We start from the raw sequence: 21,537 nt of genomic DNA, 5'->3' as shown, positions 1-21,537 counted from the left end.
ACGGGTGTGAGCACTCAGACGCGGGCGGCCGCCAGGCTCGGCACCGGACCCACGGTCCGCAGGTAGCAGGACCAGGTCAGAAGCGCGCACACCGCGTAGAAGGCGGCGAACGCGCCCAGGGCGACGCCCGCGCCGCCGGTCGCCGCGATGGAGCTGCCGAATCCCCGGTTGATGAAGAAGCCGCCGAACGCCCCGATCGCAGAGATGATCCCGATCGCGGCGGAGGCGTCGCGCTTGCCGACGGCCAGCGCGGTTTCGTAGGCGGGCGTGCCCTCGGCGATCCCCGCGGTGGCCTTGGCCCGGAAGATCGCCGGGATCATCCGGTAGGTGGAGCCGTTGCCGATGCCTGCGGTGGCGACCAGGAGTATGTAGGCGCCGAAGAAGAGCGTGAAGTCGTGCCGGACCAGGCCCTGCCAGACCAGGGCCACCGCGCCCGCCATGGCCGCGAAGTTGACGAGCGTCACCCGGGCTCCGCCGAGCCGGTCCGACAGCCAGCCTCCGGCCGGGCGGATCAGTGAGCCGACGAGAGGCCCGAGGAAGGCCAGCGTGACCAGGGAGGCCCGCTCGGGGAACTGGCTCTTGATGAGCAGCGGCAGCGCGGTGGAGTACCCGATGAACGAGCCGAAGGTGCCGATGTAGAGGGCCGACATGATCCAGGTCTGGGCCCGTCCGGCGATCTTCAGCTGGTCCCTCGGGCTCGCCTTGGCGGAGGTGAGGTTGTCCATGAAGAAGTAGGCGCCGACCGCGGCGGCCAGGATGAACGGGACCCAGAACAGCCCGGCGGCGGCGAGCCCGAAGGCCCCGATCACCAACGGCATGAGGAGCTGGACGGAGCTGACGCCGATGTTGCCTCCGGCCGCGTTGAGACCGAGCGCCGCGCCCTGCTTGGACTGGGGGTAGAAGTAGGTGATGTTGGCCATGCTGGAGGCGAAGTTGCCGCCGCCCAGGCCCGCGGTGGCCGCGATCAGCAGGAACACCCAGTACGGCGTGCCGGGGTCGCTGACCGCGACGGCCAGCAGCACGGCGGGGACGAGCAGGAGCAGCGCGCTGACCACGGTGAAGTTCCGGCCGCCGAACCGGGCCGGGGCGAAGGTGTAGGGGATGCGCAGCGCCGAACCGACCAGGTTGGGCAGGGCGACGATCCAGAAGAGCTGGTCGGTGGAGAATCTGTAGGCGCCGAGCTGCACGGTCACGATGCTCCACACCGTCCAGAGCGTGAAGCCGAGGTGCTCAGCGAAGATCGAGAAGATCAGGTTCCGCCGGGCGACCTTCCGCCCCTGCGCCTCCCAGAAGCCGGGGTCGTCGGGCCTCCACTCGCTGATCCAGGGCTTGACCATGCTTCCTCCTGTTTCGTCGGGGATCGATCGAAATTCTCAGGAGGAGCTGTTACGCACATTCACGGTCGGTGATGGTGCGCAGGTTAAGTGTGTCTAACAGCGGAAATGTGCAATGCATACGCCGCACGCGCGCAACATCCTGGAAACATCACGCATGTGCCGGCCACGGTTGAGGTCGCGAGGCAACGGGAATCGTGTGCGTGTCCGTTCGTCGCCTCGGGGAGTGCGCGTGGCCGTCCAGCCGATCCTACTGTTCACCGATCCAGTGCTACGGACCGTAGCCGAACCCGTGACCACCTTCGATCGGGAGCTGCGGAGGCTGGTCAAATCCCTCCAGGCCACCATGCGGGCCGGCGCCGGCCGTGCGGGCCTGGCGGCTCCCCAGATCGGGGTCCCGCTCAGGGTCGTCGTCTACGAGCTGGAGGGCAGGTCCGGTCACCTGATCAACCCCCGCCTGGAGCTGTCCGAGCGGAAGATCGTCGCCGACGAGGCCTGCCTGTCCGCCCCCGGCGTCTGGTGGCCGCTGGAACGCTCCTACATGGCCACCGCCCGCGGCCACGACATGTTCGGCAAACCCATGATCGTCCGCGCCCTGGGCATGCTCGCGCGGGTTCTCCAGCACGAGACCGACCACCTCGACGGCATCCTCTTCGCCGACCGTCTCCCCGCCGAGGAGCGGGAACACTTCCTGCGGGCCGCCACCCTCTGAAATACTGAACGTGTCCACATGAACACGAAGGGTCGACTGTCGATGGCCGCCGTCTCGCGCGGGAAACGCACCCACGACCTGGTCCCGACCGCGGCCGATCCTGAGCGGCGCCTTCCGGGGACTCCCCGGGAGCTCTACGACTCCCTCCCCGAGCTGCCCAACCTGAAGATCGAATTCATCGGAGGGAGGATGGTCGTGAGCCCGTCCGGCACCCCCGAGCACGCGGACCAGGCGATGTCGCTGGCCCGTGCCCTATTCCCCGCTGCCGACAAGCAGGCCTGGCGGGTCTGGACGGGAATGGTCGGCGTCTGCCTGGAAGGCAGCCGCGACATGGTCATCCCGGATCTGGTCGTCGCTCCACGCGACGCCCCTCGCTGGGGCAGGCGGGAGCTGCTCTCGAGCGGCCTGATCCTGGTGGCCGAGGTGGTCTCCCCCGGCAGCGCCCGCGACGACCGTGAGCTCAAGCCCGGCGCCTACGCCTCGGGCGGCGTGCCGGTGATGATCCTCATCGACCCGGAGTGCTCCCCGGCGCGGATCACCGTGTTCAGCGACCCGGACGAGGGGCGCTACCGAACCTCATCGTCGGTGGAGCTCGGCGACAAGATTCACATCCCCGCCCCGGCGGATCTCCTGCTCGACACCTCCGTCTTGGACGACTGAGCCCTGTTCAGAGAGGCCCGCTCGGGAGGGAAGCCATGAACGGGCACCCCCGCAGCCTCGCGTTCACCCGGATCGATCCTGGCGGGGGTGCTTTCCGGCTACCGGAACACACCGGTCACGACCGGTCGGTGGTCGCCCCATGCGTCCGGTCGGCTACCGGGCGATCTCCCGGAGCGCGACGCCCAGCAGCGCGTCCACGGTGTCCCTGACGAGCGCGGGCGCCTGCGGGTCGGTGCCGCCCTCGGCGAGTGCGCGCTCGGCCCAGTCGTCGACGATCGCGAGCGCTCCCGGGGCGTCCAGGTCGTCGACCATGCGGGCGCGGACCTCACCGAGCACGCTCTCGGCCTCGGGGCCGGTCTGCAGCCCGGTGGCCGAGCGCCAGCGTGCCAGCCGTACCTCCGCGGAGGCCAGCTGATCGGCGGTCCACTCCCAGTCGGCGCGGTAATGGTGCGCCAGCAGTGCCAGCCGGATGGCCATCGGGTCGGTCTCCTGGCGGAGCCGGGAGACGAAGACCAGGTTGCCCTTGGACTTGGACATCTTCTCACCGTCGAGGGCGACCATGCCCGCGTGCACGTAGGCCTTGGCGAAGGGCCACTCGCCACAGGCGACGTGGCCCTCGTGGGCACCGCACTCGTGATGCGGGAAGATCAGGTCGGAGCCGCCGCCCGCGACGTCGAACCCACTGCCCAGGCGGGCCAGCGCGATCGCGGTGCACTCGACGTGCCAGCCGGGCCTGCCGGGGCCGAACGGCGAGGGCCATGACGGCTCTCCGTGGCGCTCGGCGCGCCAGAGCAGCCAGTCGAGCGGGTGCTTCTTGCCCGGCCGTTCGGGGTCGCCGCCGCGCTCGCCGAACAGGGAGAGCATCTGCTCCTCCGAGTATCCGGAGACGGCGCCGAACTTGGGCGCGGCGGCGACGTCGAAGTAGACGTCCCCGTCGAGGTCATAGGTGGCGCCCTTGTCACGCAGGCGCTCGATCAGTTCGGCGACCTGGTCGATCGCCTCGGTCACACCGACGTATTCGCGCGGCGGGAGGATGCGCAACGCCTCCATGTCGGTGCGGAACAGCTCGATCTCGCGCTCGGCCAGCTGCCGCCAGTCGATCCCGGTCTTCTCGGCGCGTTCGAGAAGGGGGTCGTCCACGTCGGTGGCGTTCTGGACGAAATGAACCTCGTGACCGGCGTCCCGCCAGGCCCGGTTGACCAGGTCGAAGGCGAGGTAGGTGTTGGCGTGGCCCAGATGGGTGGCGTCGTAGGGCGTGATGCCGCAGACGTACATCCGCGCCGTGGAATCCGGCTGGGTGGGGCCGACCTCTCCCGCGGCGGTGTCGAACAGCCGTAGCGGAGCACCAACACCGGGAAGCCGAGGAACCTTCGGCGCAGACCACGATTTCATGTAGTGAGCCTATCCAGCAGACAGACCGCCCCGATCACCCCGGGGCGGCAGATACAGGGCACTCATCTCAACCGCGAGGATGCGCCCGATCATTCCGGCAGAACGCGACGGAAAGCCGCCGGATCGCGAGGATCACCGGTGAAGTCGTAGCGGACGCCGTCGGCGGCCAGGGCGAGCAGGGAGACCGACAGGGATCCGTAGACCCGCCCGTCGGGCAGTTCGGCACGGATGATCATGGCGCGGGGGTCGTCGTCGGGCAGGCCCGCCCCGGTGGCGAGTTCCTGCCACCTCTCCCAGGAGCCGTCGATCCCCGAGGGGCGGCCGGCCTTCTCGAAGAGGGGACGGAAGAAGGCGACGCGCGCGTTCTCGTCACCCCGTTCCCAGCCGCTGTTGACGATCATGTGGGTTCCCGTGGGGAGGTTCTCCTCCTCCAGCGCGTCGCCGTCCCAGTGCCACAGACAGACTCCGCCGGGATCGGCCAGGACCAGGTGGAAGGGGTCGTAGCGGGTCAGATCCAGGTCCGGCAGACGGCCTTCGGCCGCCACCCGGAGCGGTAACTCCCCCCGGGACCGGCGCGTCTCCTGCGGGGCGAGCACTCCACGGCCGTTGAGCAGAGCGCCGATCCGCTTGGCCTCGGGATCGACCGCCAGCCAGGTCCCGCCCGCCTGGAGGTCCTGTCCGCCGAGCAGGCCCGGCCAGTGCTCGCCCGGGGGAATCCACGGCCGGTCGACGAACTCGTCACGAACCCCGATCAGGATCAGCGGAATTTTGGCGCTCGGATCGAGGCTGACGACAACCGTGCACATGCCCGGCAGAGTACAGTCCCGCCGGGCGCGGCCTCAGATCGGGGGCCAGGGAATGGCGGGCCAGTCCTGCGAGGGAAGGGGATGCAGGCCGGTGTCGAGAAGCCTGCGGACCCTGGACCAGGTGGCCTCCACCTCGGTGAGGGTGAGGAGCTCGCGGAGCCGGCGGCCCAGACGGCCCTGTTCGAGATCGCGCTCAAGACGGGCCAGGACGTTCATCGCCTCGCGGGACAGGGGTTTACCGCGCCACTGCCAGAGCACCGTGCGGAGCTTGTCCTCGGCGGAGAAGGAGACGCCGTGGTCCACTCCGTAGACGTGGCCGCCGGAGAGCGGGAGCAGGTGGCCGCCCTTGCGGTCGGCGTTGTTGACGACGGCGTCGAACACGGCCATCCGCCGCAGGGCGGGCTGGCGGCTGCGGATCAGCGCCATGAGGTCGATCTCGGGGTCGGTGTCGATCCACAGCTGGCACATGCCGGGGCCGAAGGGGCCGTCGCGGTAGACGGTCGGCGGGACGATCCGCCAGCCGATCGCCGCCGAAACCTCGAAGGCGGCCACCTCGCGGGCCGCCAGGGTGCCGTCGGGAAAGTCCCAGAGCGGACGCTCCCCCCGCACCGGTTTGTAAACGCAGGCCGCGGCGAGCCCGCCGAGCCGTACCGAACAGTAGAGCGTCATGTTGGTCGCCTCGACCAGTCTTCCGGCGACCTCCAACTGACCATCGCGGAGCAGACGCAGAGCGGTGTCGTCGTCCAGTCCCATCGCGGGCGCCGCACTCAGCGTGGGCTCGCTTTCGGCACTCATTCGCCTCCCTCACCTGGTGACGCGCTCCTACCCCGGTAACCGTTGAGACGCACGCAAATATGCCCGCCGGCATCAAGTGGCTGGCCGCACAGCGGGCAGGGGGGACGCCCCGCCGCCACGACGGCGATGGCGCGCTTGGTGAAGGCCCTGGCCGCGCCGGGGCTGATGTGCACGCGCAGCACCGCGGGCTCGGAGAGCGGGGACGCCTCGAACTCCTCGTCGTCCTCCGCCACGATCTCCTGGGCCTCTATCACCACCTGCGCGGTTTCGGAGTCCCAGGCCAGGGCCATGGTGCCGACCCTGAAGTCCTCGCTGATCGGTACGTCGAGCGGGTCGTTGTCGGTCAGCGCGACAGGAGCGGTGGCGGGCACCTGAACGTCCCCGCCGCTGCGGCGCCGCACTTCGTCGAGCAGCTCGTCCAACCGGTCAGCCAGCGCGGCGACCTGGAACTTCTCCAGCCCCACGGTGGTCAGTCGGCCCTGTCCCCGGGCCTGTAGAAAGAAGGCTCGCGATCCCGGTTGCCCCACGGCACCGGCCACGAACCTCTCGGGTGGATCGTAGTCGAAGACCGGCATAGCCCGACCTTACGTGGTCCCGGCTCCGCCGCCGACTGCGGCATCGCTCCCGGTCAAGTTTTCTCCCCCGTCTTCATGTTCTGAATCCTCCGAAGGCCGCAGTCCGGTCACATCTCCACCGAGATCGTTGAGCCTGAGCACGAAGGGACGCAAGGGGGTGTAGCGAATCGCTGTGAGCGACGCGGGATCGGCCGTTATCCGTTGAAAATGATCCAAATGGAGACCCATGGCGTCGGCCACGATGGCCTTGATCACGTCTCCGTGGCTGCAGACCAGATAGACCGCCTTCGGGCCCAGCCGCTCGTTCCACTCCCTTACGGCGCTCACCGCGCGGTGCTGCACCGCGGAGAGGGATTCTCCCCCGGGGAACGTCGCGGCGCTCGGGTGGTTCTGCACGACCGGCCAGAGCGGGTCCTTGGCGAGCTCGCCGAGCGGGCGGCCCGTCCAGTCACCGTAACGGCACTCCCCGAAACGGTCGTCGGTCAGAACCTCCGTCGGGCGCCCGTCCGCCACCGCCTGGGCGGTCTCCTGACAGCGTTCCAGCGGGCTGGAGACGATCGCGTCCAGCTCCAGCGGCGCCAGCCGTACGGCCAGCGCCTCCGCCTGCGCCTGTCCGGCCTTGCTGAGATGGACTTCTGGGGTCCAACCGGCCAGCACCGGACCGGTGAGATGAGTCAGGCCGTGTCTGGCCAGCAACAAGGTCGTCACGTGGGAAAGTCTTGCAGGCCTCGCTCCACTACTTTTAACTGCCCGGGCGGTAACCTGGCCGGATCATGGAGCAGCGCTATGTGGGCCGCAGCGGCTTATCGGTATCCCGCCTCGGGCTAGGGACGATGACGTGGGGGCGCGATACCGGCGCCGAAGAGGCAGCGGCGCAGCTCCGCACGTTCGCCGAGGCCGGTGGCACCCTCATCGACACCGCGGACGTCTACGGCGGCGGTGAGGCCGAAAGGCTGCTCGGGCGGCTGATCCGTGACGCGGTGCCGCGCTCGGAGCTGGTGCTGTCCACCAAGGCCGTGCTGACCCCCACCGGACGCCGGCCGCGGGACGCCTCCAGGAAGCACCTGATCGCCGCCATCGACGCCTCGCTGACCCGGCTGGGGGTCAACGAGGTGGACCTGTGGCAGCTGCACGCCTTCGACCCGGACGTCCCACTGGAGGAGACCCTGGCCGCGGTGGACGCCATCGTGTCCTCGGGACGGGCGGCCTACGCCGGAGTGTGCGACTACACCGGCTGGCAGCTCGCGGTGGCCGCCGTCAGCCAGCGCGCGGTTCCCAGCCGGGTGCCGATCGTCGCCTCACAGGTCGAGTACTCACTGCTGGCCAGGGACGCCGAGCGCGAGCTGATCCCGGCCGCCGAGCACGTCGGCGCCGGGGTGCTCGCCTGGTCACCGCTTGGCAGAGGGGTTCTCACCGGCAAGTACCGCACGGGCATCCCCGCCGACTCGCGGGCCGCCACCCCGCATTTCGCCGACTTCGTCAAGCCGTACCTGGACGAGAGGTGCCGCCGGGTCGTGGAGTCGGTGACGACCGCGGCCGAGGGGCTCGGGGTCTCGCCGCTGGCGGTCGCCCTGTCGTGGGTCCGCGACCAGCCGGGGGTGACCTCGGCCATCGTCGGCGCCCGCACCCACGCCCAGCTGGCCGGAGTGCTCCAGGCCGACGACCTGACCCTGCCGGTGGAGATCAGGGAAGCACTCGACGACGTCTCGGCCGAGTGAGGTACAGCCAAAACGAGAAACCATCTCGCGTATCACTAGTCGATACCGAATCGCAACTTTACGTGGAAAACTCCGGCCTCCCCACAAAACTGTCAATGAGTGACGGGAGGGGGCGCCCGAGTTCAGCGAGGCTTCGTCATCGGTGTGCAAGGGGGACAATTGCGAACTGCGATCTCTGCCGGTGCTCTGGTGCTCGCCCTGGGGGGCGCGCTCCCCGTGGCCGCGGCCACCTCCGCGAGCGCCGCGGCGCGGATCGACTGCGGCAACGGCGGGCTGATCGGCGGGCTGACCGGTGAGCTCTGCAAGGCCGTGACCACCGTTGGCGACGTCGTGAACCAGATCACCGGCAACACATCGGCCACGGCGGCGGACACCCACGACTCCGGCGGCGCGCCCAAGACGACCGCGGACGACCCCGGCGCCCGGTCGGCCGCGGCGCCGAGCGCCGAGCCCTCCGGCGAGCCCGCGCCCGAGGGGGCCAAGGACAGCGGTCTGCTGCCCACGGTCCTGAACGACGTCTGCCTCTCGCTGGTCGCCTCTCCCGAGTGCCCGAGCCCATCGGCGACCTCCACCCCGGAGCAGGCCGCGGAGCCGTCCCCGTCGCCGCACCCCAGCCCCTCCCGGAGGAACAGGCACAAACCCGCGGAGAGGAAAACGGTCCCGATCGCGGCCGAGCCCGTCCGCCCCCCGGAGACCCGCACGCACACGACCGACACGGACGAGCCGGTGATCCCCCAGCCGCCGCCCGCGGTCGACGCCGAGGCGCCCCGGGTGGAGCTGCTGTGGCCCGGCCCTGCCGTACAGGAGTTCCAGAAGCGGATGCCGGGGAGACAGGCCGTCACGCCCACCCGGTCGTCCGACACGCTGGGCACCGCGTTCACCGCGGCACTGCTGGTCGTGGCGATCCTCGCCGTCCGCGTGCTGTACGCCAAGCGGACCGGCGAGGAGTCGATGCCGTTCGAGCCGCTCCGGGTGGGGCGGCACCGGATGGCCTAGGGAGCCGGGCCTCCTAGGCTCCGATCGCGTGCACGCCGCCGTCGACGTGCACGATCTCACCGGTGGTGGCGGGGAACCAGTCCGACATCAGCGCGAGACAGGCCTTGGCCGCGGGCACGGTGTCGCTCAGGTCCCAGCCGAGCGGCGCCTTCCCCGGCCAGCTGTCCTCGAACTCGGTGAAGCCCGGGATGCTCTTGGCGGCCATGGTGCGCAGCGGCCCGGCCGCCACCAGGTTGACGCGGATCCCGTGCTTGCCGAGATCCCGGGCCATATAGCGGGAGCAGGACTCCAGACCGGCCTTGGCCACGCCCATCCAGTCGTACACGGGCCAGGCCTTGGTGGCGTCGAAGTCGAGACCGACGATCGCGCCCCCCTCCTTCATCAGGGGCAGGCAGGCGACCGCCAGCGACTTGAACGAGTAGGTCGACACGTGCAGGGCGGTCGAGACGTCCTCCCACGACGTGTTGAGGAAGTTGCCGCCCAGGCAGCTCTGCGGGGCGAAGCCGATGGAGTGCACGACACCGTCGAGCCCGTCCAGGTGCTGGCCGACCCGGTCGGCCAGCGAGTCGAGATGCTCGGTGTTCTGCACGTCCAGCTCGATCACCGGCGGCGGCTCGGGGAGCCGCTTGGCGATGCGCTCGACGAGGCTGAGCCGGCCGAAACCGGTCAGCACGACCTGCGCGCCCTCCTCCTGGGCCAGCTTGGCGACGGAGAAGGCGATGGAGGCGTCGGTCAGGACGCCGGTGACCAGAATTCGCTTGCCTTCGAGGATTCCCATGTGTCAGTGCCCCATTCCCAGGCCGCCGTCGACGGGGATCACGGCCCCGGTGATGTAGGCGGCGTCCTCGCTCGCCAGGAACTTGACCACGCGTGCGATCTCGTCGGCGCTCGCATAGCGGCCCAGCGGGATGCTCTTGCGGATCTGCTCCTGGTGGGCCTCGTCCAGCGCGGCCGTCATGTCGGTCTCCACGAAGCCGGGGGCCACCACGTTGACCGTGATGCCGCGCGAGCCCAGCTCCCGGGCCGCGGACCGGGCGAAGCCGATCATCCCGGCCTTGGAGGCGGCGTAGTTGGTCTGCCCGGCCGAGCCCAGCATGGCCACCACCGAGGAGATCAGCACGATTCGCCCGCGCTTGAGCCGCAGCATGCCGCGCGTGGCGCGCTTGGCCACCCGGTAGGCACCGGTCAGGTTTGCGTCGATGACGTCGGTGAAGGTCTCCTCCTTCATCATCGGCAGCAGCGTGTCCTTGGTGATGCCCGCGTTGGCGACGAGCACCTCGACCGGGCCGTGCTCGGCCTCGACCTTCCCGAACGCCGCGTCGACATCGGCCGTGCTGGTCACATCGCACCGCACGCCGAACAACCCCTCGGGGGGTTCTCCGGAGCGGTAGGTCACGGCGACGGCGTCACCGGCCTTGGCGAGTTCGCGGGCGATCGCGAGGCCGATGCCGCGATTGCCACCGGTTACGAGAACAGATCGAGCCATACAGCTGACGCTATCGCCTCTTCGGAGGTAAAACTCTTGTCCGCGAGGGACAAGATCACAGGGCTAGGATCGTTGACATGCGCCAGATCGATCCCGACTTCCTCGCTCTGCCCCTGAGGCGGCTGGCGGACGCGGCCTTGCAACGCGCCCGCGACCTCGGCGCCGAGCACGCCGACTTCCGACTCGAACGCATCCGCTCGGAGACCCTGCGCCTGTCCGACGCCTCGCTTGAGGGGTCCATGGACGCCGACGATCTGGGCTATGCCGTACGGGTCGTCAAAAACGGCACCTGGGGCTTCGCGGCCGGTATCGAACTCACCGCCGAGGCCGCCGCGAAGGTCGCCGAGCAGGCGGTGGAGGTGGCGGTCATCTCCGCGGCCGTCAACCGCGAACCCATCGAGCTGGCCCCGGAGCCGGTCCACTCCGGCGTCACCTGGGTCTCGGCCTACGACGTCGACCCGTTCGAGGTGCCGCTGCCCGACAAGGTGGCCCTGCTCGCCGACTGGTCGGCCGGGCTGCTGAAGGACCCGCGCGTGGACCACGTCCAGGCCTCGCTGATGCAGGTCAAGGAGCAGAAGTTCTACGCCGACACGGCCGGCACCTCCACCACCCAGCAGCGGGTTCGCGTCTATCCCCAGCTTGAGGCCATGAAGGTGCTGGACGGCTGCTTCGACTCGATGCGCACCCTCGCCCCGCCCGCCGGCCGGGGATACGAATACCTCACCGGCACCGCCTGGGACTTCCCGGGCGAGCTCGCGCGCATCCCCGAGCTCCTGGAGGAGAAGCTCAAGGCCCCCTCCGTCGAGGCAGGACAGTACGACCTGGTCGTCGACCCGTCGAACCTGTGGCTGACGATCCACGAGTCCATCGGGCACGCCACCGAGCTGGACCGGGCCCTCGGCTACGAGGCGGCCTACGCCGGGACCAGCTTCGCCACCTTCGACCAGCTCGGCAAGCTGGTGTACGGCTCGCCGGTGATGAACGTGGTGGGCGACCGCACGACGGAACACGGCCTGTCCACGATCGGCTACGACGACGAGGGCGTGGCGACCAGGCAGTTCGACATCGTCTCCGGCGGCATCCTGGTCGGCTACCAGCTCGATCGGCGGATGGCGCTGCTGAAGGGCCTGGGCGCCTCCAACGGCTGCGCCTTCGCCGACTCCCCCGGCAACATGCCGATCCAGCGCATGGCCAACGTCTCGCTGCTGCCCGCTCCCGACGGTCCCTCCACCGAGGGGCTGATCTCCGGCGTGGAGCGCGGCATCTACGTCGTCGGCGACAAGAGCTGGTCCATCGACATGCAGCGCTACAACTTCCAGTTCACCGGTCAGCGGTTCTACAGGATCGAGAACGGCAGGCTGGCCGGTCAGGTCCGCGACGTCGCCTACCAGGCCACGACCACCGATTTCTGGCGGTCGATGGCGGCCGTCGGCGGGCCGCAGACCTACGTGCTGGGCGGCGCGTTCAACTGCGGGAAGGGTCAGCCGGGCCAGGTCGCCCCGGTCAGCCACGGCTGCCCGTCGGCGCTCTTCCGCGACGTGCGCATCCTCAACACCCGGCAGGAGAGTGGCAAGTGAGTGGGATGACCCCCCAGGAGATGATCGAGAAGGCTCTGAGCCTCTCCACGGCCGACGACACCGTCGTGATCGTGAACGAGAGTTCCAGCGCCAACCTCCGGTTCGCCGGCAACACGCTCACGACCAACGGTGTGGCCCGTTCCTCCCAGCTCACCGTGATCTCGGTCGCGGGCCGGGGCGTGGGCGTGGTGTCGCGGGCCGGGGTCCGCCCCGAGCAGCTCGCCGACATCGTCGCCGCGGCCGACCGGGCGGCGGAGGACGCGCAGCCGTCCGAAGACGCCCGGCCGCTGGTCGAGGGCGACCGCTCGGCGGACTGGGACCTGCCCTCCGAGCCCACCTCCATCGGCGTGTTCGGCGCGTTCGCCCCCGCCCTGGGCGAGACCTTCGCCGTGGCGGAGGCGGGCGGCCGCAAACTGTACGGCTTCGCCGAGCACATCGTCACCACGACCTTCGTGGGCACCTCGGCGGGGGCCAGGCTCCGCCACACCCAGCCCACCGGCCGCCTGGAGCTCAACGCCAAGTCTTCCGACATGAAGCGCTCGGCCTGGACCGGTATGGCCACTCGCGACTTCTCGGACGTGGACGTGGCCGCGCTGGACGCCTCGCTGGCTCAGCGCCTGGAGTGGGCGAAGAACCGGATCGACCTGCCGGCGGGCCGGTACGAAACGCTGCTCCCGCCCACGGCGGTGGCCGACCTGATGATCTACATGTACTGGACGGCCGGCGCCCGGGACGCCTTCGAGGGCCAGACGGTCTTCTCCAAGCCCGGTGGCGGGACCCGCGTGGGAGAGATCCTGTCCTCCCTTCCGATCCGCCTGTACAGCGACCCGGCGGCGCCGGGCATCGGATGCGCGCCCTTCGTCGTGACGCATTCCTCCAGCCGGCACAGCTCGGTGTTCGACAACGCGATGCCCTTGGAGCCCACCGACTGGATCTCCGGCGGCACGCTGGCGAACCTGCAGCAGACCCGGCACTCGGCCGAGCTGACCGGCATGCCCGCGACCCCCGCGATCGACAACCTGATCATGAAGGGTCCCGGGAACGGCCGGTCCCTGGAGGAGATGATCGCCTCCACCGAGCGTGGCCTGCTTCTCACCTGCCTGTGGTACATCCGCGAGGTGGACCCGCAGACCCTGCTGCTCACCGGGCTGACCCGGGACGGCGTCTACCTGGTGGAGAACGGCGAGGTCGTGGGAGAGGTGAACAACTTCCGCTTCAACGAGAGCCCGGTGGACCTGCTCGGCCGCCTCACCGAGATCGGCGCCGAGGAGCAGACCCTGCCGCGCGAGTGGAACGACTACTTCACCCGCACGGTCATGCCCCCGGTCCGGGTGCCCGACTTCAACATGTCGACGGTCAGCCAGGCCAGCTGACCCCCGCCCGGGCCCCGGCGGGCGAAAGGTCCGGCGGCGGGCCCGGAGGCGTAGGCCCCAGGGCGTCCGGGCCCGTGGGAACGGCGAAGGGTGTCGACGACCTGTCTGTGACGACAGGCGTCGGCACCCTTCCCACCGCGCCGCCGGTCAGAAAAGGCGGAGCTGACCGGTCGTCACCGGTGCGGACGTGCTCGCCTAGCGCTGCACGAGCGGGATCGTGTGCACCCGCTCCCAGCGTTTGCCGGTCACCAGGCGGGCCGTGGCGTCGGTGAGGTCGTAGACGACCGACCACCGGGTGTGCCCCTGGGCCACCCGCTGGAGCAGGTTCATCCCGTCCTGCCAGTTCTTCGCCGAGGGAAGGCCCTCGGCGAGCTTGCCGTACCGGTCGTCGGCCAGGCGCTGCTCGCCGGTGGTACCGGTCATGGTGAAGTTGGTCAGGATGCGGTCCTCGATGACGTTGAGCTCGCCGTTGGCGAACTCCACGACGGCCGACTTCCCGGTGGCGTCGGCCAGCAGGTAGTGGACCTGCGGGCCGCTGGTGAAGTCGATGTTGTAGCGGCGCATGATCGCCACCGCTTCGTCCACGGTCGCGGCTTTGTCCAGCATCAGCCGGATGATCCGCATACTGCCGACAGTCGGGCGATCGGCCATCTTGGGCGGCGGCTCTCCGACGGGGACCGCGGCCATGCCGATCGCCAGGCCTTTCTCGTTCACCCCGTCGAAGGGGGCGAGCACGGCGTGGGCCATCCTGCGGCGGGCCCGAGGATCGGTGAGGTCCGGCGCGTTGGCGTCGCCGAGCAGGTAGGACAGGTCCACCAGGGAGACCGAGGCGTAACCGTCGGACGGGTCTGCGTGCACGATCATCGCCGGGTTGGGGTCCCAGTCGAAGTTCCGGCCGAACAGCGGCCGGTCTCCGGCCAGGTGGAACAGCGAACAGGCCCAGCCGTCGGCGCGCCCGGTGAGCTCCTCCTCGCTGAGCGGGGCCTCCCGGTTGTAGGACCCGTGGAAGGTCATCTCGTACATCGGGAGGTCGTCCACCTGGCGCAGGCTCTGGACCGTCCGCCGGACGTCGGCGGCGGTCTGGTCGAGCACGGAACCGCGCGAGGCCGGAGCGGCGGCCGAGGTGGAGGCCGGGGCTGCGGCCTGGTTGCCCGTCGGGGCGGCGGGCGGCCCGCCGGCCGGGGTGGAGCATCCGGCGAGTGACAGCGCCGCGGCCAGCGCGACCCCTGCGATCCGACGTGGCTTGGCCATCCTCGTAGTCTGCACCGTGGACGCCCCGCCGTACAGGATCAAGCGTCCTCTAGGCGGAATCCGACCTTCATGCCGACCTGGAAGTGGCCGACCTCGCCGTCGACGATGTGCCCTCTGACCTCGGTCACCTCGAACCAGTCGAGATGGCGCAGGGTCTGCGCGGCACGGCGGATGCCGTTGCGAATGGCCTGCTCGACGCTGTCCTCCGAGGTGCCGACGATCTCGGTCACCCGGTACGTTCGATCCGTCATCCCGACCTCCTTGTCCGAAGGCCATGATCGCACGAATGGCCGCTCCCGCTCGACAGCGAGGCCAGAGTTGGACCCGCCCTGTCCCAGGTCTAAGTTGGAGTTGTGAAGGGATGGCACAAGCGCCAGGTGGTGTACCAGGTAACCGATGCTCAGCCATCGCTCAGCGAGGACATCGGGAAACGAGAGAAGTACTACTTCATCAAGATGGGGATCCGGCTGATCTGCCTGATCCTCGCCTTCACCGTGCCTGCCCCGCTGCCCGTGAAGCTCCTGCTCTTCGCCGGGGCGATCTTTTTGCCATACGTTGCCGTTATCGGGGCCAACGCACCTCGCCATGGGGTTCCCGATGCCTTTGACAGGGAAGACAGTGGCCAAAACGAGATCCCACGCCACCGACGCGAGATCGGGTCGTGACTAAGTCTTGACGCATCTTAGGGGTTGGAGGTGTACGCTTTAGCCAAGTGCCCTGGTCCCCCGTCGGGGCACTGGTGCCGGCGTTCCGGGCCCCCGTCGGAACGCCGATGAAGCGACGCCGGGTGGTTTGCCCCCGTAACCACCCGGCGTCGCCCTTTTCCCGGACTTTACTTCTCGCTCATCGTCTCGGTGACCGCCTTCTCCCAGTTGCGCGCCAGCGTTGTCAGCCGTTCCACCGCGTCCGGCGGTGCCGAGCCCGCTCCCTGGGCGAGTCCCAGCAGATAAGCCGTCAGCGGCGCGGCCGGCCGGGTCACTCCGTGGGCGACCTCCTTGGTCAGGTCCAGCAGCGCGTCCCGATCGACTTTCGCCGGATCGATGCCCAGTTCCCGGCAGACCAGTGCGGTCCACTCCGTCAGCACGTTCACCTCTTCACCCTTTCGTCCATGAGCACGCTCGCCCGTCCTGTTCATGAGCGCGCTCTCATCTCATCCATGAGCACGCTTGCCTGGTTCATCCATGAGCACGCTTGCCTGGTTCATCCATGAGCACGCTTGCCCGGTGAGCCCTCACCGGCCTCGCGTCTGCGCTCCCGGACCCATTTCACCGCTCCGGGCTCGCTTCAGATCGTCCGCCGTGTCGCAGTCGAACCACGGCTGCCCGGCGAGATGAAGTCTGGCGGGGGCCAGCGGGGCGAGCAACCCGTGGAGCGACCGTCCCTCGTAGCGGGCGAGCGCCTCCGCGAGCTCCGCCGTACGCCAGACTCCGGTAAGCCACTGTTCCCGCCCGTCGTCGTCCACGAGCACGGCTCCCGTCTCCGCGGCGTCCAGCAACGCCGACACGTGTCCGGCGGTCAGGAACGGCAGGTCGGCCGCGAGCAGCGCCACCCAGGGCGCGCTCACCTCGGCCAGCCCCACGCGCAACGCGGAGACCGGGCCGCCGCCGGGCGGATCCTCCCGCTGGAAGAGCGCGCGGGGCAGGCCGGGACGGTGCGGGCCGACGACGATCAGCTTCCCGGCGTCCGGTACGGCCGCCGCCACCGACTCGATCAGCGGCCTGCCGGAGACGAGCATGCCCGGCTTGTCCCGCCCGCCGAGTCGCCTGGCGAGGCCGCCCGCCAGGATGCACGCGTCGTAGCGCGCGGTCATCCGCCGATCGCGGACATCGGGCGGGACGGCTGCAGGAAGGCCGGGTCGTCGATGCCATGCCCGGCCTTCTTGGTCCGGACGGCGGCCGTCCAGCGCTCGGCGATTTCCTCGTCCGTCGCGCCCGAGCGCATCGCCGTTCGCAGGTCGGACTCCTCGGTGGCGAACAGGCAGTTGCGGATCTGGCCGTCGGCGGTGAGCCGTACTCGATCGCAGGCGCCGCAGAACGGCCGGGTCACCGAACCGATCACCCCGACCCTGGCCGGCCCGCCGTCGACGAGGAACAGCTCGGCCGGGGCGCTGCCGCGCTCCACCGGATCGTCCTCGGTCAGGTCGAAGGCCTCCTTCAGGCCGGCGAGGATCTCATCGGCCGTGATCATGTTCTCCCGGCGCCAGCCGTGCTGGGCGTCCAGCGGCATCTGCTCGATGAACCGGAGTTCGTATCCCCGCTCCAGGCAGTAGCGCATCAGCGGGACCGCCTCGTGGTCGTTGACGTCGCGCATCAACACGGTGTTGATCTTGACCGGGCGCAGCCCCGCCGCGTCGGCCGCGGCCAGGCCCTCCAGCACGTCGTCGAGCCGGTCGCGGTGGGCGAGCTTCCTGAAGATCTCCCTGTCAAGGGTGTCGAGGGAGACGTTGACCCGGGCCAGGCCCGCCGCGGCGAGGGGGGCGGCCAGCCGTGCCAGGCCGATGCCGTTGGTGGTCAGCGAGACCTGAGGAGTGGGGCGCAGCACCGTGGTGCGAGTGACGATGTCCACCAGCTCACGGCGGAGCAGCGGCTCACCGCCGGTGTAGCGGACCTCGGTGATGCCCAGCCGCTCCACGCCGATGGTCACCAGCCGGACGATCTCATCGGCTGTCAGGAGATCGGGTTTGGGCAGCCATTCGAGCCCTTCGGGAGGCATGCAGTACGAACACCGCAGGTTGCAGCGGTCTGTGAGGGACACCCGCAGATCGGTCGCCACCCGGCCGAACGAGTCCTGCAACACGGGACGTCACCTCCCCAATCCATCCTGGAGCCGAACAGGGGGCCAGCCTACGGCCACCCCCCTGCCTAGCCCAAAATCAGGCTATATCGGCCAACAACAGTGCGGCTGCACCGTTGATTCCTCGGAGGATCAGACAATCTCAGCCCTTGATACAGATGACCTGCCGGAGGTGAGCGACCACCTTGACCAGGTCGGTCTGTGCGGCCATGACCGACTCGATGTCCTTGTAGGCGCCCGGGATCTCGTCGATCACCCCGGTGTCCTTACGGCATTCGACACCGTGGGTCTGCGCCTCGAAGTCGGCCAGCGTGAAGGTCTTTTTGGCCTTGGTCCTGCTCATCCGGCGGCCGGCGCCGTGCGAGGCCGAGTTGAACGCGCTCGCGTTCCCCAGGCCCTTCACGATGTAGGTGCCGGTCGCCATCGAGCCGGGGATGATGCCGAACTCGCCGGATCCCGCGCGGATCGCGCCCTTGCGGGTGACGAGCACGTCCACGTCGTCGTACCGCTCCTCGGCCACGTAGTTGTGGTGGCAGGAGATCGGCTGCTCGAACGTGATGCCCTGAAGGTGGCGCCTGAGCACGCCGCAGACCAGGGCCATCATGACCGCCCGGTTGCGCCGCGCGTAGTCCTGCGCCCAGAACAGGTCACGCCGGTAGGCGTCCATCTCCGGGGTGCCCCCGACGAACACCGCGAGGTTCCGGTCGGGCAGATCCTGGTTGTGCGGCAGCTTCCGGGCCTGCTCGATATGGAACTCGGCCAGTTCCTTGCCGATGTTGCGCGACCCCGAGTGCAGCACGACCCACACCGTGCCCTCATCGTCGGCGCAGATCTCCAGGAAGTGGTTTCCGCCGCCCAGGGTGCCCATCTGCACCTCCGCGCGCTCCCTCTTCGGGTGCACGGCCGAGGCCAGGGCGTCGAAGCCCTTCCAGAAACCCGCCCAGTCAGCGGTCTTGAGCCCGTGCAGTGCGGACGGATCCACCGGCTCCTTGTGGTGGCCGAACCCGACCGGGATCGCCTGCTCCAGCCTCGAACGCAGGTAGGCCAGGTTGTCGGGCAGGTTGTCGACCTTGAACGAGGTCTTCACCGCGGTCATCCCGCACCCGATGTCCACTCCCACCGCCGCGGGCGAGACCGCGTCACGCATCGCGATGACCGAACCCACCGTCGCGCCCATGCCGTGATGCACGTCGGGCATGACCGCGACCCCGTGCACCCACGGCAGGTTCGCCACGTTGCGCAGCTGCTGCATGACATTCGGCTCGACCTCGGCCGGGTCGGCCCACATGCGGATTGGCGCGCGGCCACCCATCACCTCGTTGTACGTCATCCCCACATCGCCTCCCTCCAGCCGATCGGCCGATCGACGACGACAATGACGCCAGACCCTCACCATTCCTGCAACCGAATTAAGGATCCATAGCCTGTTCTCCGGCAAAAACCCGTTCAAATCTGCGGGAACGGCCGGCCCGCCGCCTTCGTCCGATGAAATGTCTCGATCGCCGGGAAGGGCACTGCCACAATACGGGCATGCGATGCACCCAGTGCGAGAGCACGGACCTGGAGCCGGGTTTCATCGAGGACGCCGGCGAGCACTCCCAGGGGTACAGTCGCTGGATCAAGGGCCCTCTGGAGCGCGGGCTGTTCGGCGGCGCCAGGCGTCTGGGAAAGACGCGCTGGATCATCGACGCCTTCCGCTGCACTCACTGCTCCCATCTCGAACTGTTCGTCCGCCCGAAAGATTGAACGCGGCCCGGCGCCTCCCCTACCGGCCCCGAGCCCTCTCGCGCGGGGAGCGATCAGGGAGCGGCGATCCCGGTGCCGCGGGCGAGCAGGAGGACGACGCCGACCGCGGCCACCGCGACGGCCGCGGCGAAGGGAACCCGCGGTGACCGCCCTCCCAGCGACAGCCCGGCGGCGGCGAACGCTCCGGCTCCGGCGAGCGCGGCCCAGCCTCCCGCGCCGGGCCGGTCAGGGGGGCCGAAGACGAGCAGCCCGGTCGCCAGGAACAGCGGCACCGGGATCAGGACGCGGACCCGGGCGGCACCGAGCCGTTGCGGCCAGCCGCGAACGCCGGTGGCGAGATCCGCGGGGATGTCGGGGAGCACGTTGGCCAGGTGTGCCCCGCATCCGAACAGCGCCGCGGCGAGGACGGCCCACCATGCGGGCCACGGGTGGCCGGGCAGGCCGAGGGTAACGAATGCCGGCAGCACGCCGAATCCCACGACGTAGGGCAGCCACGACAGCATGGTGGCCTTCAGCCCGAGGTCGTAGGCCCAGGCCGCCGCGACACCGGCGAGATGGACGGCCCCGGCCATCGGGCCGGAGGCGAGGGAGAGCGGGACGCAGAGAACCAGGGCGGTGATCGCGGCGGCCCACAGCGTCCGGACGCTCACCATGCCGTCGACGACCGGTTTGCCGGTACGGCTGGCCGCGATGTCCCGTTCGGCGTCCACCGCGTCGTTGCACCAGCCGATCGAGAGCTGACCGGTCAGCACGGCCGCGGCCACCACGGCGCATCCGGCCGCGTCGCGCCCGCTCGCCACGGCCAGCGCGGCCACCAGGGCGGTGACGGCCGCGGTGGGCCCGGGATGGCAGGCCCGCGACAACCCCAGGACCGCCGCCAGACCGGTCCCCCGCCCCAGGACCCGGCTTCGGCTCCGGAGGCTCCGGAGGGGGGCTCGGCCCTGCTCCCGGCGCGGACGCCCGCTCGTCGTCACAGAACCGATCTTATTGCTTGTTCTTGTCGCTGCTCTGTGTTCGCGGTGCGGAGAAGGTTCCAAGGCAACATCACCGCGCTTAAGACTCCAAGTGCCGCTGCGGCCATCAGTGCCGATCGGACGCTCCATTGGGCGGCCAGCAGGCCACCTGCCGCGATGCACGCCGGCTGTACGACCTTGGCGGAAGCCGACCAGGCTGCGGTGACCCTCGTGAGCAGACCGGCGGGACATAAGCGGAGTCGGGTGGTGGCGAAACTCGGGTTGAAGACACCCGCCGCGAACAGCAACACGCATTGCGACACGAGCACGACCGCGAGTGCCGGGGAGGGTGCCGTTGGCACAAACACCAATGGCAGAAGGCACGGGCCGCGCAACGCACCGAAGATCAGCAGCGTGCGATCGCCGCCCAGTCGCCGGTTGATCCCTTGCGCGCTCAACGCACCGGCCAGGCCGGCTGCGGCTGGAAGACCGAGAACCAGGCCATACTGCCAGGGCGGCAGGTGAAGTTCGCGGAGCATCAAGAGGGCGAGCAGCGGAGACGTCATCAAGAGTCCGCCGCCCAGCGTCATGGCGTTGAGGTAGAGAGCTCTGAGCGTCGGGTTCTGCCAGATATGCCGCAGACCACCGCCGCGGGGCGAAGACGGGGATCCGCTCGGGTCAGGAGCCTCGGTTGGTGCCGGCTCGCTCACTCGCGTCAGGCCTAGCGCGGCGGCCAAGAAACTGACGGCATCGACGGCCACGGATACGAAGGCGCCCAGAGCACTGACGAGGGCTCCACCGATGACCGGTCCGATGGTTTGCGTCGACCAGTTGGTGGCCTCCACGCGAGAATTGGCGTTGATCAATTCCTCATCACGTAGTACGAGCTTCATGTGAAGGCTGAACCCCGCGGCGTAGATGATGTAGCCCACGGTTTGCGACGTTGCGGCGACCACCAGATGGACGAAGGTCAAACCGTCGAGGGCGGCTGCCGCCAGTAGCGAGGCCAGCATGAGGAACTGGACGGTCTCAACGAGCCGGAGCACCTTGACGACCGGAAAGTGTTCAAATACTCGCGAACCCCATGTCGCGATCACACCACCGGCGACGGCGGAGACAGCGGCCATTGTCGTGACAGCAGCCGGAGACGCGTTCAACTCCACGATCGCGATGATCGGGAAGATGCCAGCCGCAATGGCCGTGCCTGCGGCGCTGATCGAATATGAGCCCCAGATCCGATTCCACTGCCGTATCCCGATGCCTGTGCTCACGACGGCTTCTCCCCTGACCACTTACTCATCGCCTCCAGCACGCGTGTATAGATGCGCACTCATGAGCAGGAGATCGGAACTGCCCGCTTTCACCGTCAG

At 69.3% G+C, this 21,537-nt stretch carries 24 protein-coding genes; 8 read left to right on the top strand and 16 right to left on the bottom strand.

Annotated features, from left to right (window positions below):
- Nucleotides 1-14: 14 nt before the first annotated feature.
- Nucleotides 15-1,337 (bottom strand): MFS transporter, encoded by a 1,323-nt coding sequence (locus ACFY2X_RS05620; RefSeq protein WP_389932732.1) that lies wholly within the window; start codon nt 1,335-1,337, stop codon nt 15-17.
- Between the two features lie 196 nt (nt 1,338-1,533).
- Between ACFY2X_RS05620 and def the strand changes: the two genes are divergently transcribed.
- Together def and ACFY2X_RS05610 are read left to right on the top strand one after the other, a co-directional pair.
- Nucleotides 1,534-2,046, top strand: a complete 513-nt coding sequence (def, locus tag ACFY2X_RS05615) for a peptide deformylase (RefSeq protein WP_389932729.1) — start codon at nt 1,534-1,536, stop codon at nt 2,044-2,046.
- Nucleotides 2,047-2,064: 18 nt separating this feature from the next.
- Complete coding sequence (locus ACFY2X_RS05610) at nt 2,065-2,706, top strand: Uma2 family endonuclease (RefSeq protein WP_389932725.1); 642 nt, start codon at nt 2,065-2,067, stop codon at nt 2,704-2,706.
- Between the two features lie 153 nt (nt 2,707-2,859).
- Here ACFY2X_RS05610 and mshC read toward each other — a convergent pair whose 3' ends face one another.
- The 5 genes from mshC to ACFY2X_RS05585 form a co-directional block, all read right to left on the bottom strand.
- Nucleotides 2,860-4,098, bottom strand: a complete 1,239-nt coding sequence (mshC, locus tag ACFY2X_RS05605) for a cysteine--1-D-myo-inosityl 2-amino-2-deoxy-alpha-D-glucopyranoside ligase (protein ID WP_389932722.1) — start codon at nt 4,096-4,098, stop codon at nt 2,860-2,862.
- Between the two features lie 89 nt (nt 4,099-4,187).
- Nucleotides 4,188-4,904, bottom strand: coding sequence for an NRDE family protein (locus ACFY2X_RS05600; RefSeq protein ID WP_389932719.1), 717 nt, complete (start codon nt 4,902-4,904; stop codon nt 4,188-4,190).
- Between the two features lie 33 nt (nt 4,905-4,937).
- The gene (locus tag ACFY2X_RS05595) at nt 4,938-5,699 is read right to left on the bottom strand and encodes an SCO1664 family protein (RefSeq protein WP_389932717.1); all 762 of its coding nucleotides are present in this window, start codon (nt 5,697-5,699) and stop codon (nt 4,938-4,940) included.
- Nucleotides 5,696-6,274 (bottom strand): DUF3090 domain-containing protein, encoded by a 579-nt coding sequence (locus ACFY2X_RS05590; protein WP_389932714.1) that lies wholly within the window; start codon nt 6,272-6,274, stop codon nt 5,696-5,698. Before ACFY2X_RS05590 ends, ACFY2X_RS05595 begins: the two co-directional genes overlap by 4 nt.
- A 9-nt stretch (nt 6,275-6,283) precedes the next feature.
- A complete protein-coding gene (locus ACFY2X_RS05585) occupies nt 6,284-6,982 on the bottom strand; it encodes a histidine phosphatase family protein (protein WP_389932711.1) in 699 nt (232 codons plus the stop codon).
- A 65-nt stretch (nt 6,983-7,047) separates the two neighbouring features.
- On the opposite strand from ACFY2X_RS05585, the gene ACFY2X_RS05580 reads away from it, so the two are divergent.
- Together ACFY2X_RS05580 and ACFY2X_RS05575 are read left to right on the top strand one after the other, a co-directional pair.
- A complete protein-coding gene (locus ACFY2X_RS05580) occupies nt 7,048-7,992 on the top strand; it encodes an aldo/keto reductase (RefSeq protein ID WP_389932708.1) in 945 nt (314 codons plus the stop codon).
- A 159-nt stretch (nt 7,993-8,151) separates the two neighbouring features.
- Nucleotides 8,152-8,988, top strand: coding sequence for a hypothetical protein (locus ACFY2X_RS05575; protein WP_389932706.1), 837 nt, complete (start codon nt 8,152-8,154; stop codon nt 8,986-8,988).
- 13 nt (nt 8,989-9,001) lie between these two features.
- Here the strand turns inward: ACFY2X_RS05575 and fabI are convergent, their stop codons facing one another.
- Together fabI and ACFY2X_RS05565 are read right to left on the bottom strand one after the other, a co-directional pair.
- A complete protein-coding gene (gene fabI, locus ACFY2X_RS05570) occupies nt 9,002-9,766 on the bottom strand; it encodes an enoyl-ACP reductase FabI (RefSeq protein WP_389932703.1) in 765 nt (254 codons plus the stop codon).
- Nucleotides 9,767-9,769: 3 nt separating this feature from the next.
- The gene (locus ACFY2X_RS05565) at nt 9,770-10,474 is read right to left on the bottom strand and encodes a beta-ketoacyl-ACP reductase (RefSeq protein WP_389932700.1); all 705 of its coding nucleotides are present in this window, start codon (nt 10,472-10,474) and stop codon (nt 9,770-9,772) included.
- A 77-nt stretch (nt 10,475-10,551) separates the two neighbouring features.
- On the opposite strand from ACFY2X_RS05565, the gene ACFY2X_RS05560 reads away from it, so the two are divergent.
- Nucleotides 10,552-12,051: a TldD/PmbA family protein gene (locus tag ACFY2X_RS05560; RefSeq protein WP_389932698.1), complete on the top strand. Its 1,500-nt coding sequence runs from the start codon at nt 10,552-10,554 to the stop codon at nt 12,049-12,051.
- Between the two features lie 5 nt (nt 12,052-12,056).
- Nucleotides 12,057-13,424, top strand: coding sequence for a metallopeptidase TldD-related protein (locus ACFY2X_RS05555; protein WP_389933677.1), 1,368 nt, complete (start codon nt 12,057-12,059; stop codon nt 13,422-13,424).
- 195 nt (nt 13,425-13,619) lie between these two features.
- On the opposite strand, the gene ACFY2X_RS05550 is transcribed toward ACFY2X_RS05555, so the two are convergent.
- Both ACFY2X_RS05550 and ACFY2X_RS05545 read right to left on the bottom strand, forming a co-directional pair.
- Complete coding sequence (locus ACFY2X_RS05550) at nt 13,620-14,675, bottom strand: linear amide C-N hydrolase (RefSeq protein WP_389932695.1); 1,056 nt, start codon at nt 14,673-14,675, stop codon at nt 13,620-13,622.
- Between the two features lie 38 nt (nt 14,676-14,713).
- Nucleotides 14,714-14,926 (bottom strand): dodecin, encoded by a 213-nt coding sequence (locus tag ACFY2X_RS05545; RefSeq protein WP_389932692.1) that lies wholly within the window; start codon nt 14,924-14,926, stop codon nt 14,714-14,716.
- Nucleotides 14,927-15,028: 102 nt separating this feature from the next.
- On the opposite strand from ACFY2X_RS05545, the gene ACFY2X_RS05540 reads away from it, so the two are divergent.
- The gene (locus ACFY2X_RS05540; RefSeq protein WP_389932689.1) at nt 15,029-15,340 is read left to right on the top strand and encodes a DUF3099 domain-containing protein; all 312 of its coding nucleotides are present in this window, start codon (nt 15,029-15,031) and stop codon (nt 15,338-15,340) included.
- Between the two features lie 167 nt (nt 15,341-15,507).
- Here the strand turns inward: ACFY2X_RS05540 and ACFY2X_RS05535 are convergent, their stop codons facing one another.
- From ACFY2X_RS05535 to ACFY2X_RS05520, 4 genes are all read right to left on the bottom strand, one after another.
- On the bottom strand, nt 15,508-15,765 hold the full coding sequence (locus ACFY2X_RS05535) for a DUF6457 domain-containing protein (protein ID WP_389932686.1): 258 nt from the start codon (nt 15,763-15,765) through the stop codon (nt 15,508-15,510).
- Between the two features lie 141 nt (nt 15,766-15,906).
- On the bottom strand, nt 15,907-16,485 hold the full coding sequence (locus ACFY2X_RS05530) for a molybdenum cofactor guanylyltransferase (protein ID WP_389932684.1): 579 nt from the start codon (nt 16,483-16,485) through the stop codon (nt 15,907-15,909).
- Nucleotides 16,482-17,471, bottom strand: a complete 990-nt coding sequence (gene moaA, locus ACFY2X_RS05525; protein WP_389932681.1) for a GTP 3',8-cyclase MoaA — start codon at nt 17,469-17,471, stop codon at nt 16,482-16,484. The genes ACFY2X_RS05530 and moaA overlap by 4 nt, the downstream gene beginning before the upstream one ends.
- 139 nt (nt 17,472-17,610) lie before the next feature.
- Nucleotides 17,611-18,798: an RtcB family protein gene (locus ACFY2X_RS05520; RefSeq protein ID WP_389932678.1), complete on the bottom strand. Its 1,188-nt coding sequence runs from the start codon at nt 18,796-18,798 to the stop codon at nt 17,611-17,613.
- Between the two features lie 200 nt (nt 18,799-18,998).
- On the opposite strand from ACFY2X_RS05520, the gene ACFY2X_RS05515 reads away from it, so the two are divergent.
- On the top strand, nt 18,999-19,214 hold the full coding sequence (locus ACFY2X_RS05515) for a hypothetical protein (protein ID WP_389932676.1): 216 nt from the start codon (nt 18,999-19,001) through the stop codon (nt 19,212-19,214).
- Nucleotides 19,215-19,267: 53 nt separating this feature from the next.
- On the opposite strand, the gene ACFY2X_RS05510 is transcribed toward ACFY2X_RS05515, so the two are convergent.
- Nucleotides 19,268-20,188, bottom strand: a complete 921-nt coding sequence (locus ACFY2X_RS05510; protein ID WP_389932674.1) for a UbiA family prenyltransferase — start codon at nt 20,186-20,188, stop codon at nt 19,268-19,270.
- Complete coding sequence (locus ACFY2X_RS05505) at nt 20,185-21,438, bottom strand: MFS transporter (protein WP_389932671.1); 1,254 nt, start codon at nt 21,436-21,438, stop codon at nt 20,185-20,187. Before ACFY2X_RS05505 ends, ACFY2X_RS05510 begins: the two co-directional genes overlap by 4 nt.
- Nucleotides 21,439-21,537 lie beyond the last annotated feature (99 nt).

Source organism: Streptosporangium sp. NPDC000396, assembly GCF_042898655.1.
Taxonomy (GTDB): Bacteria; Actinomycetota; Actinomycetes; order Streptosporangiales; family Streptosporangiaceae; genus Streptosporangium.
This window is presented reverse-complemented; position numbering and strand designations above follow the sequence as displayed.